Raw genomic sequence first — 11533 nt, 5'->3', positions numbered from 1 at the left:
GGACCATCATCGCCCGCCCCGGCTGATGACGCAACGGCCGCTCCCCGGAGCCGGGTCCGCCCATCGGCTGTTATCCCGCCGTCCCCGGTGTGAAAGAAAGGCATCCCCGATGATGCGGCTGTTCGAGCGCTTGTCCCTTCTGATCTACGGGCTGGTCACGGGAACGCTGATGCTGTCCTCGCTCGCCTTCGTCCTGTCCGCCTGGATCAATGTCGGCCGCACGGCCCTGGACGGGGGCGAGGTGACCCAGGTGCTGCTGCGCTCCATCGGCCTGCTGGTGGTGGCCCTGGCCGTTTTCGACGTGGCAAAATTCCTGTGGGAGGAAGAGCTGGTCCGCGACAGGGAACTGCGCTCCGCCACCGAAGCCCGACGTACCCTGACCAAGTTCCTCAGCATCCTGATCATCGCCATCAGCCTGGAAGCGCTGGTCTTCATCTTCGATTTCGGCAAGGACGATGTCACCACCCTGGTCTATCCGGCCCTGCTGCTGGCCGTGACCGTGCTGATGCTGGTGGGACTGGCCGCCCACCAACGCCTCATGCGCGTGGCGGAGCAGATGCCCCCGCCCGCTGATGACACCGGCGACCGTTGATCGGCACCGCCGATGGACGGCCTCAGGCCTTCATCTTCCAGCCGATGGAATAGAGCCGGGCCGCCAGCGCATAGAGCAGGGCGCAGACGCCCAGCACGATCAGGGCGGACCGGCCGGGGTCCTGGTGGCTGCTGCCCAGCATGGCCCAACGGAATCCGTCGATGGCATGGAAGATGGGATTGGCCTGCACCACGGCCTGCCAGGCCGGCGGCATACCGCTGATGGGGGCGAACAGGCCGGATAGGAAGCTGACCGGCACGAACAGGAAGGTGAACCAGGCGCTCATATGGTCCCATTTGGTGCTGGCGATCCCCGTCAGCAGGCCGGCCAGCGCCATCATCAGCGCACCGGCGGTGGCGAAGCCCAGCGCCGCCAGGGGATGGGCCACCGGCAGCGGCCACAGCACCAATGAGCCCAGCCAGACGGCCAAGCCGCTGACCACGCCGGCCACCACGCCGCCCAGGGCATAGGCCAGGACCACCTCGCGCGCACCGACCGGGGCCATCAGCTGGTCCACCAGCATGCCCTCGATCTTGGCGAACAGCAGCGAGAAGCCGGTGTTCTCCGCCGAGCGCAGCACCACCGACAGCATGATCAGACCCGGCACCAGGAAGGTCAGCACCGCGTCCCCCTCCGGCGTGCCGCGCTGGGGTCCCAGCCCGAACAGGAAGCAGGCGAAATAGATCATGGCCATGACCGCCGGCGCCACCACCACCATGGCCGCCATGCGCCACAGCCGCCGCATCTCACGCTGCAGCAGGGTCTGAAACCCCAGCCGGTGGAATACGCCGATGCGGCGGTCCAATTCGGGCCGGAAGGCGCCGGCCGGCGGGAACGGGGACTGCTGCGGGGCCGTCATGCGATCAGGCCTTGATCTTGTAGCCGGTGGACAGCATGCGCCAGGCCGTCAGCGCCAGCACGGCGTTGGTGCCCAGCATCACGGCGATGCCGGTGCCCAGCGTGCCATCGGTCTGGCCAATGAAGCCGTAGCGGAACCCGTCGATGAAATAGAAGAACGGATTGAGGTGCGCCAGGAAATGGAACAGGGGCGGCACGCTGTTGATGGAATAGAAGGTGCCGGACAGGAACGACAGCGGCGTCACCACGAAGTTGGTGACGGCGGCCATATGGTCGAACTTGTCGGCCCAGATACCGCCGATCAGTCCCAGCAGCGACAGCAGCCCCGCCGCCATCACGGCATGGAACAGGATGTAGCCGGGATGCGCCAGCGGCAGCGGCACCACCACGGCAATGGCCAGCGCCGTCACCAGCCCCACCAGCAGGCCACGGACGATACCGCCGACCACATAGGCCAGGGTCAGTTCCCACGCCGCGATGGGCGGCATCAGCACATCGACGATGTTGCCCTGGACCTTGCTGACCAGGACGGAGGAGCTGGTGTTGGCGAAGGCGTTCTGGGTGATGGCCATCATCACCAGGCCCGGCGCCAGGAACTGCAGGAAGGGGATGTCACCGACCATGCGCACGACCCCGCCCAGGGCCAGGGCGAAGACGGCGTAGAACAGCAGAGTGGTCACCACCGGGGCGGCAATGGTCTGCACCCAGACCTTCAGGAACCGGTGGATCTCGCGCCGGATCATGGTGGCGAGGCCGATCCAGTTCACGGCGCCCACCTGCCGCGGCATGGGGGAGGAGGTTTGACTCATGTCACCCGGTCCTGTGCGAAATGATGGCTGCCGGTCTAGACTGGTTACGGCGCCGGCACAGTAACGCGGCGCACAGCACGGGAACAACGGGGACGGACGGATGGACGGGGAGAACCGTACCGGCGGGCGGAACAAGGGCGGGCCAAAGTCAGCCCGGCTGGTGACGCCCGACTACCTCGAGCGGGCGGCGCTGCACTATCTGGAACGCTTCGCCAGCTCGTCGGCCAATCTGCGGCGGGTACTGCTGGGCAAGGTCCAGCGCTCGGCGCAACAGCATGGAACCGACCCGGCAGAAGGAACCCGCTGGGTGGATGCGCTGATCGAGCGCTATCAGCGCAGCGGGCTGCTGAACGATGCGCTCTATGCAGAAGCCAAGGCGACGGGATTGCAGCGGCGTGGTGGCTCGACCCGGCGCATCCGCCAGACCCTGATGGCCAAGGGTGTGGATGAGGCGCATGTGGAGGTGGCCCTGGGAGCGTTGGAGGGAATGGACGCCGGAACCGCGGATCTGAGGGCGGCCCTGGCCTATGCCCGGCGGCGGCGTCTCGGTCCGTTCCGCGCGGACCGGGACGGCACCGGCGAAGAGCGGACGGCCCGTCGGGACAAGGACGTGGCGGCCCTGGCCCGGGCCGGCTTCGATCTGGACACGGCCCGCCGGGTCATTGATGCCGACGATGCGGATGCGCTGATCGACGATCCCGGCCACGTCCGGTCGTGACAATGAAGGATAAGTCTTCACCTTGGCGGTAGCGCGCGAACGAGAGTGGGCTTTAGGTTCTCTTCGGGCTGATCCGACGATCGGCTAGGCTGATTGGGCTGTCCGGTCCAGGGGGACCCGTCCGCAATGTCCATGACGATCCTTTCCAGGCCCGACCGCGAACTGTCACGCCAGCGTGCTCTGGCGGACCTCGGAGCCTTCGCCCTGACCTGCGATGATCGCCAGACGCTTCTGGAGGTGGCCGCCCACCAGGCAGCCCAGGCCCTGGCGGCAACGCACAGCATGATTGGACGCTATCGTGCCGGACAGGTGGATTTCCTTGCTGTGGCAGGGCGGGGCTGGGCGCCGGGCATACTGGACCGCACCGTTCTCACGGCCCACCCCGACGGTCCGGCAGGCCGGGCCAGCCTTTCCGGCCAGCCGGTTCTGTTCGCCGATCTGACACTGGAACCGCATCATCCCGACCGGGCGTTGTTCGCGGCACACGGGCTGCGCTGCATCGCGGCCACGCCGATCCGCAGCGATGGCGATGCCGTGGGCGTGCTGCTGGTCGCCGGACCTCATCCGCATCAGTTCGACGCGACCGATCTCGATCTGCTGGACTCGCTGTCGACCCTGACCGGCGCCGCCATCCACCGGCTGGAGGTGGAGGCGGAGCGTGACGCCCTGCTCGGTGAATTACGTGACAGTGAGCAACGCTACCGCCAGATGACGGAACTGATCCCCCACATCGTCTGGACCGCCGATCCCAATGGACAGGTCGATTACTATAATCGCCGTTGGACCGACTATACCGGACTGCGGGTGACCGACGCGGTGCGGGGGGAATGGCCCGACTGTCTGCATCCCGATGATTCCGACCGCACGGCCGCGGCCTGGGCACAGGCGGTGAACACCGGCTGCGCCTATGAGATCGAGCACCGGATCCGCCGCAGCGACGGGGGCTGGCGTTGGATGCTGTCCCGGGGCTGGCCGATGTACGACCGTCATGGCCGGATCGTGAAATGGTTCGGGACCGCCACCGACATCGACGCGGAAAAGCAGGTGCAACTGGCGCTGGGCGCGGCGCGGGACACGGCGGAACGTGCAAACCGGTCGAAATCCCGCTTCCTGGCAGCGGCCAGCCATGATCTGCGCCAGCCGCTGAATGCCATCAGCCTGCTGTTGGGCACACTGCGGGGCCGCACAGCGGAACCCGAAGCGCACGACATCATCCGCCAGATCGAGGGCTCACTGGACGGCATGATCGAACTGTTCGAAACACTGCTCGACCTGTCCAAGCTGGAGTCCGGGGTGGTGGAATTGGATATCCGCCCCGTCTGCCTGTCGACCATGCTGTCGCGGATCGCGCAGGACTTCTCGCCCCAGGCCAGGGCCAAAGGGCTGCGGCTGCGGATCCGCTCCAGCGGCGCTTTCTGCCTGACCGATGCCACCCTGCTGGAACGGATTGTCCGCAATCTGGTCGCCAACGCCGTCCGCTACACCGACAGGGGCGGTATCCTGATCGCGGCCCGGCACCGGGGAGGCGGCCTGCGTCTTGACGTCATCGACAGCGGCCAGGGCATCCCCGATGAGCGCCTGGAAGAGATCTTCCTGGAGTTCCAGCAGCTGCAGAATGAGGCACGGGAACGCAGCGGCGGCCATGGCCTGGGCCTGGCCATCGTCCGCCGGGCGGCACAGTCGCTGGGACACCGTATCGAGGTCCGATCCCGCCTGGGGCATGGCTCGCGCTTCTCGGTGGAACTGCCCCTGTCATCCGCGCCGGCTGCGGCCGGAAGCGGACCGCCGCAGGCCCCGACCGGTGCCATCCCGCAACGCGGCGCCACCGTTCTGTTGCTGGAAGACGATCCGCTGATCCAGATCGCCACCCGCATGCTGCTGGAGGATCAGGGCTACCGCGTTCTTGTGGCCCAGACAGCGGCGGCAGCCCTGTCCAGCCTGCCCGGAGCCGACAGTCCCGACCTGATCCTGGCGGATTACCGGCTGCCGGGGGGGACCGACGGCCTGACGGCGATCGAACAGATCCGCGCCGCCCTGGGGCGAAGCCTGCCGGCCACGCTCATCACCGGCGACGTGACCGAGGATGTGGAGCAGAAAGCCCGCGCCCTGGGCGTCCACTTCCTGCGCAAACCGGTGAAGCCAGGTGATCTCCTGGCGGTGCTGGACGCCTGCCGGCCCCGGACCTGAGAGCGGGTCAGCCCCCACCCGCCGCAGCCGCAGCCGCAGCCGCGGGCGGTGACGGCGGTTTCGGCTCGGAGAACGGCCCATCAGCCGCCACATGCACCACCCTTTGCGGGAAGGGAATGTTGATTCCCGCCTCGTCGAACCGCTTCTTCATACGGCGGCGGAACTCGCGCGCCACGGTCCATTGCTGGATGGGGCGGGTCTTGAACCGGGCCTTGATGACCACGGCGGAATCCTCAAGCGCATCGACACCGGCGATTTCCAGGGGCGCCAGGATCAGAGGGGCATATTTCGGATCCTGCTGCATCTCCTCGCCCAGTTCGGTCAGCACCGTGCAGACACGGTCCGTATCCTCGCGGTAATCCACGCCCACATCGAACACGGCGAAGCTGAAATCCTTGGTCAGGTTGCTGACCGTTGTCACCGAGCTGAAAGGCACGGTGTAGACCGTGCCGTCATAGCCGCGCAGCCGGATGGTGCGGATGGTGATGCCCTCCACCGATCCGCCCATCCCGCCGACATTGACGACATCGCCCACGGCGATGGTGTCCTCGAACAGGATGAACAGCCCGGTGATGACGTCCTTGACCAGCGTCTGGGCGCCGAAACCGATGGCCAGACCGACGACACCGGCACCGGCCAGCAGCGGGGCGATGTTGAGCCCCAGTTCCGACAGAACGGTGAGGCTGACGATGGTGACCAGCAACACCAGGAAGGCATTGCGCAGCAAGGGCAGCAACGTGCGGATGCGGGCGCTGCGCTGCACCACCTGGCCGCTGGTGTCGGTTGCCGTGAGATAGCGCTCGATCCCGGCGCTGACCACCTCCCAGGCGACGACGGCCAGGGTCAGGATCAACAGGATGGAAACGATGGACGCGCTGACACGCTGACCGGCGGCGGAGGCGAGCCAGCCCAGGCTGTCCGCGCCCCAGGCCTGCAGCACCACCAGGGCCGCCAGGACCCAGACCGCCGCCTTGAGGATCCGGTGCAGGATCGGCAGATAGCGATTGGCCCGCGCTTCCAGCCCCGGATGCTCCTGCCGCACATCGGGGGCGATGGTGAAGCCCCGGCGGATCAGCGCGTCCACCCCGCGGCCCAGCAGACGGGCCACCACCAGGGTGACCAGCGTGACCAGTGTGCCCCGCAGGACGAACTCGAAACCGCCCTGGATCTCCAGCGCCCAGATGCCGAAGATCACGACGACATAGACGATGGTCAGGACATGCCAGATGTCGGCCACACGCCGCCGGGCCGCCGCCCAGGCCCGGGCCGCCTCGCGCGGGGGGCGAGCCTCGGCGAGCTGGGCCTCCGCCTGCGCCTCGCCGATCTCCCCGGCGGCCAGGGCCTGCAGGGCGGCATCGCCGGCGTCGCGCCCGTCGGCACGCAGGGACCGCTCTCCGCGCAGCCAGGCCCGGACTACGGCCCGGTTCTGCATCACCAGCACCACCAGCATGGCCGCCACCACCAGCCCCACCAGCTTCAGGATGGCGGCGTAGGGGCGGACCGGCAGCCCCAGCAACAGGGCCGCATGGGCGATGAAGAAGCCATAGACGGCGACCACCACGATGCGCCGGATCCAGATCACCAGATAATGGGCGGTCTCGCTTTCCACCGGGATCAGCCGCAGATTCGGCGTCGCCGGCGACAGCAGCGCGCGTGACAGCAGGATCACCACCTGGACGAACAGGCTGGAATTCAAGAAGGCCAGGGCGGCCAGACGCACGGCCCGCGGCGGATCGGTCACCGACAGCACGCCATAGCCGGCGAAGGCGAAGGCGGCCACCGGGAGCAGGTCCAGCAGCGTCCGCGCCAGCAGCAGCGGCACCTTGGCCAGTGCCCCCGCCGCCGGACGGTCGCCCAGCGCACCACGGGGCCGCTTCAGCAGCCACAGCATCAGCCAGCGCGCCACATAGCCGGCGGCCACCACCACCACCAGTTCGAAGGCCAGCCTGGCCCAGGTCGCCCGCAGGTCCGGAGTGCCGACCTGCTGCTGCAGCCAGCGCAAGGCCCGCGGCGTATCCACCAGGGCCCGGCCGGCCGCGGCGATCTGCAGACTGATTTCCTCCACGCGGTCGGACAGGCTGTTCAGCACCCGGGTCCCGAAGGTCTCCGGCGGCGTCTCTGCCTGCTGCTGCTTCTCCACCTGCGACAGTGTCCGCAACTGCTTGACCAGCGCCTCGCGGGCGGCAGGGTCCTCCAGCGTGCGGATCAGCTTCTCGGCTTCCGCCGGATCGACCCTGGCCTCGTCCTGCGCCGATGCCGCCGGCTTGGACAGGCCCGGAATGCCCTGTCCGTGGGCCGGCAGGCCGGCGACCAGCAGGAACAGCCAAAGCAGGGGGGAAAACAAGCGGACGGTGCGGACCATGCGGAACAGCAATCTTGTGGTGCGGACGGAGGAAGGCAGACTAGCCGGAGCACGGGATGCTGCCAACCCGCGTGCCCGATCGCACCGAAAACTACCTCCAAAGCGGGGGGAGTGGTCGGCATTTCACATGCGGTCACCCCTCGCCGAACGCGGGGTGGGCCGCTATGTTGTCGCCTTGCTTTTGATTTTTCAGGATGGACGCACGCCATGGCCGGGGATGACCGCCGTTCCGATGCCGACCTGCCCAATGCCAAGCTGGTAGAGAGCAAGCAGAAATGGGCCGAAGAGGGGCGCCTGCTGACCGGTGCCGCCCGCCCCCCCGAACAGCGCCTGCCACCCGGCCAGCGCGAGGTGAAGAATTGGCCGGTGCTGGATCTGGGCGTGCAGCCGGAAATCCCGCTGGACATGTGGAAGCTGCGGATCGACGGGCTGGTGGAGAATCCCGTGACCTGGGGCTGGGAGGAGTTCAAGGCCCAGCCCCAGGAACAGCAGGTGTCCGACATCCACTGCGTCACCGCCTGGTCGCGCTACGACAACCACTGGGAAGGCGTGTCGGCCCGCCATCTGCTGTCGGTGGTGAAGCCGAAACCGGAAGCGACCCACATCGTCTTCCACTCCTTCGACACCTACACCACCAACGTCAAACTGTCGGTTTTCGCCGATGACGACGTGCTGCTGGCCCACAGCTGGGAAGGCAAGCCCCTGACCGTGGAGCATGGCGGCCCGGTGCGGGTCATCATCCCGAAATTCTATTTCTGGAAGTCCGCCAAATGGGTGAAGCGGATCGAGTTCCTGTCCGCCGACCAGCCCGGCTTCTGGGAGCTGCGCGGCTACCACAATGACGGCGACCCCTGGAACGAGGAGCGCTATTCCGGCTGAGCCGGACCGGCCCCGGGGGCGGACCGCCGCCCCGGGGCCTTCGGTTTCACAGGATGAATTTGCTGAGGTCGGTGTTCTGGGCCAGCCCCTGCAACTGCCCCTGCACATAGGCGGCATCGATGGTGATGGTCTGGCCGCCCTTCTCCGTCGCCGTGAAGCTGATCTCCTCCAGCAGCCGCTCCAGGACCGTGTGCAGCCGGCGGGCGCCGATATTCTCCACCGTGCGGTTGATCTCCGCCGCCAGATTGGCCAGCGCATCAATGGCGTCGTCGGTGAAGACCAGCTCCACCTCCTCCGTCTTCAGCAGCGCCACATACTGCTTGATCAGGCTGGCTTCCGGCTCGGTCAGGATGCGGCGGAAATCGTCACGGCTCAGCGGCTGCAAATTGACGCGGATCGGCAGGCGTCCCTGCAGCTCCGGCAACAGATCGCTGGGCTTGGCGATGTGGAAGGCGCCGGAGGCAATGAACAGGATATGGTCGGTCTTCACCGGCCCGTGCTTGGTATTGACCGTGGTCCCCTCGATCAGGGGCAGCAGGTCGCGCTGCACCCCCTCGCGGGAGACATCGGCACCGCCGCGGGTCTCGGACCGGGCGGTGATCTTGTCGATCTCGTCGATGAAGACGATGCCGGTCTGCTCGGTGGCATGAATGGCCTCGGCCGTGACCTTCTCCTGGTCCAGCAGCTTGTCGGATTCCTCCGCCATCAGCACCGCATAGCTCTCCGACACGCTCATGCGCCGGGTCTTGGTGCGGCCGCCGAAGGCCTTGCCGAACAGGTCGCCCAGATTGACCATGCCCATCTGGCTGCCGGGCATGCCGGGGATATCGAAGGTGGGCAGGCCGGGCACGGCATTGTCGGCCACCTGGATCTCGATCTCCTTGTCGTTCAGGTCCCCCTCGCGCAGCATCTTGCGGAATTTCTGCCGTGTCTCCGGTGAGGCGGAGGTACCGACCAGCGCATCCAGGACCCGGTCCTCGGCCCGCAACTCGGCCTTGGACGCCACCTCCTTGCGCAGCTTCTCCTTGGTCAGGCCGATGGCGATTTCCATCAGATCGCGGACGATCTGCTCCACATCGCGGCCGACATAACCGACCTCGGTGAACTTCGTCGCCTCCACCTTGAGGAAGGGCGCCCCGGCCAGCTTGGCCAGACGGCGGGCGATCTCGGTCTTGCCGACGCCGGTGGGCCCGATCATCAGGATGTTCTTCGGCAGCACCTCTTCCTTCAGCGGGCTGTGCAGCTGCTGGCGGCGCCAGCGGTTGCGCAGCGCGATGGCGACAGCGCGCTTGGCTTCGGCCTGGCCGACGATGAAGCGGTCGAGTTCGGAAACGATCTCGCGGGGGGAGAAGGCCGTCATGGCTTTAGAGCTTTTCCAGCGTGACGTTGTGGTTGGTATAGACACAGATGTCGCCGGCAATGCGCATGGCCTTGCGGGCGATGCTTTCCGCATCCAGATCCGGCAGGTCGATCAGGGCCCTGGCCGCGGCTAGGGCGTAGCTGCCCCCTGAACCGATGCCGATCAGACCGTCCTCCGGCTCCAGCACGTCGCCATTGCCGGTGATGACCAGCGACACGTCGCGGTCGGCCACCGCCATCATCGCCTCCAGCCGGCGCAGATAGCGGTCGGTGCGCCAGTCCTTGGCCATTTCCACCGCCGCCCGGGTCAATTGCCCCGGATGCTGCTCCAGCTTGGCTTCCAGCCGCTCGAACAGGGCGAAGGCGTCCGCCGTGGCCCCGGCGAAACCGGCCATGACCGTGCCGTTGGCCAGCCAGCGCACCTTGCGCGCATTGGATTTCATCACGGTCTGGCCCACGGAGACCTGGCCGTCACCGGCGATCACCACCCGGCCGCCCTTGCGGACGCTGAGGATGGTGGTGCCGTGCCATTGAATGGGATCGTGGGGGGAAGCGGACTGGCTCATCGCGGCCCTTGCGGTCGGGAAACACTGCCCTGCTATGTGGGCAGACCCGCCCGCCGGTCAAGCCGCACGCGCGGGACAGGGCCGGATGCCGCGGCCCGGCAGGCGGCTTCCCCTGCCGGGGTATCAGGGCTTGGTCGCAGCCGGCGGCCGCAGATCGAGGATGTTGTCCTCTGTCCGGCCGATGATGCCTTTGGCGAAGCGCTCGCTGAATCCGGAGAGGAAACCGATGACAATGAAGAAATAGCTGGTGGAGGATCGGGTCTCAGGCGCCAGGTTGACGATTCCGGACAGGAAGATGGCCGCGATGACGCAGGCGAACAGCATGCCCAGGATCGGCTGCAGCAAGCCGGTGAACATCAGGAAATGGCGGGAGCGCCCCTTCAGCGCCTCGAATTCCGCCAGACGCAGCAGCAGGCTGGCCACACCACCGGCGAAGCCGGCAAGAGCGGCCAGTGTGACATCCGTATGCTCCAGCGCCAAGGCGGCGAGCCGGTCCATCAGCCCGACCCCGGCCAGCGCCGCCACCAGCGTCAGGGCGTAAAGACCACCGGTCATCCCCAGAAGCGAGATCAACAGTCCGCGCATCACCTCCGACAGGGCGCTGGTGGTCGAGGTGCGATGGGCCAGTTCCCGGGCGATGGTCGCGGCCAGTTCTGTCTTTCCAGCCATCAGACCCGACAGGCCGGAACAGGCCATGGGATAGAAGGCCAGATTGTCCCGCCGCGACAGGCTGAATTGCAGGGTCGTGTAGAGGGCCAGGGCGCGTTCCCACTCCCCCTTGCTTTCATCAGCCGCCGGCTCCCGGGCGATCGCCATCTGCAGCAACTGTTCATAGCGGGCCTGGAAGGCCAGGAGATCAGCCGCGCGATAGGTGCCGTCCCCCTGGGTGCTGGTGGGATCAGCACTGCCGGACTCGACCGCACCACCGGTCCCGGCGCCGCCGACCGTCCCCGCTGCGGTATCCGGACGGGCCGGGGCGTTCTCATTGCTGGCGGCCGGATCTTGCTGCGGAAGCGGAGACAGCACCGTGGCCCTGTCACCGATGGCCGGAGGCAAAACGGAGGCGCCCGCATCCATGCCCGCCTGGGGGTCCGCCTGGAGACCCGCCTGGGCGGCTCCCGCAGCCACGTCCGAACCATCCATCCGCCCTCTCCTCTGCTCCGGAGATTGTGAGAGGCATCGATCATTCATCATAAGTGGAAA

10 protein-coding genes are annotated in these 11533 nt (G+C 67.3%); 4 read left to right on the top strand and 6 right to left on the bottom strand.

What is annotated here, in order from left to right; all coding sequences use genetic code 11:
* The first annotated feature begins 109 nt into the window (after positions 1 to 109).
* Positions 110 to 592, top strand: a complete 483-nt coding sequence (locus tag DK368_RS17135) for a hypothetical protein (protein WP_114395197.1) — start codon at positions 110 to 112, stop codon at positions 590 to 592.
* A 22-nt stretch (positions 593 to 614) separates the two neighbouring features.
* Here the strand turns inward: DK368_RS17135 and DK368_RS17130 are convergent, their stop codons facing one another.
* The gene (locus DK368_RS17130; protein ID WP_114395196.1) at positions 615 to 1451 is read right to left on the bottom strand and encodes an ABC transporter permease; all 837 of its coding nucleotides are present in this window, start codon (positions 1449 to 1451) and stop codon (positions 615 to 617) included.
* A 4-nt stretch (positions 1452 to 1455) separates the two neighbouring features.
* The gene (locus tag DK368_RS17125) at positions 1456 to 2259 is read right to left on the bottom strand and encodes an ABC transporter permease (protein ID WP_114395195.1); all 804 of its coding nucleotides are present in this window, start codon (positions 2257 to 2259) and stop codon (positions 1456 to 1458) included.
* Between the two features lie 100 nt (positions 2260 to 2359).
* Between DK368_RS17125 and DK368_RS17120 the strand changes: the two genes are divergently transcribed.
* The gene (locus DK368_RS17120; protein ID WP_114395194.1) at positions 2360 to 2977 is read left to right on the top strand and encodes a regulatory protein RecX; all 618 of its coding nucleotides are present in this window, start codon (positions 2360 to 2362) and stop codon (positions 2975 to 2977) included.
* A 132-nt stretch (positions 2978 to 3109) separates the two neighbouring features.
* Complete coding sequence (locus DK368_RS17115; RefSeq protein ID WP_162306077.1) at positions 3110 to 5164, top strand: ATP-binding protein; 2055 nt, start codon at positions 3110 to 3112, stop codon at positions 5162 to 5164.
* Between the two features lie 7 nt (positions 5165 to 5171).
* Here the strand turns inward: DK368_RS17115 and DK368_RS17110 are convergent, their stop codons facing one another.
* Positions 5172 to 7526 (bottom strand): mechanosensitive ion channel domain-containing protein, encoded by a 2355-nt coding sequence (locus DK368_RS17110; protein WP_114395192.1) that lies wholly within the window; start codon positions 7524 to 7526, stop codon positions 5172 to 5174.
* Between the two features lie 207 nt (positions 7527 to 7733).
* Here DK368_RS17110 and DK368_RS17105 point away from each other — a divergent pair, with 207 nt between their 5' ends.
* Positions 7734 to 8405, top strand: a complete 672-nt coding sequence (locus tag DK368_RS17105; RefSeq protein WP_114395191.1) for a sulfite oxidase-like oxidoreductase — start codon at positions 7734 to 7736, stop codon at positions 8403 to 8405.
* A gap of 46 nt (positions 8406 to 8451) precedes the next feature.
* On the opposite strand, the gene hslU is transcribed toward DK368_RS17105, so the two are convergent.
* The 3 genes from hslU to DK368_RS17090 all read right to left on the bottom strand — a co-directional run bounded on the left by hslU (position 8452) and on the right by DK368_RS17090 (position 11473).
* On the bottom strand, positions 8452 to 9765 hold the full coding sequence (gene hslU / locus DK368_RS17100) for an ATP-dependent protease ATPase subunit HslU (protein ID WP_114395190.1): 1314 nt from the start codon (positions 9763 to 9765) through the stop codon (positions 8452 to 8454).
* Between the two features lie 4 nt (positions 9766 to 9769).
* The gene (gene hslV, locus DK368_RS17095) at positions 9770 to 10330 is read right to left on the bottom strand and encodes an ATP-dependent protease subunit HslV (RefSeq protein ID WP_114395189.1); all 561 of its coding nucleotides are present in this window, start codon (positions 10328 to 10330) and stop codon (positions 9770 to 9772) included.
* Positions 10331 to 10453: 123 nt separating this feature from the next.
* Positions 10454 to 11473 (bottom strand): hypothetical protein, encoded by a 1020-nt coding sequence (locus tag DK368_RS17090; protein ID WP_114395188.1) that lies wholly within the window; start codon positions 11471 to 11473, stop codon positions 10454 to 10456.
* Positions 11474 to 11533: the final 60 nt, after the last annotated feature.

The organism is Oleisolibacter albus (assembly GCF_003336875.1).
GTDB classification, from domain to species: Bacteria; Pseudomonadota; Alphaproteobacteria; order Azospirillales; family Azospirillaceae; genus Niveispirillum; species Niveispirillum album.
This window is presented reverse-complemented; position numbering and strand designations above follow the sequence as displayed.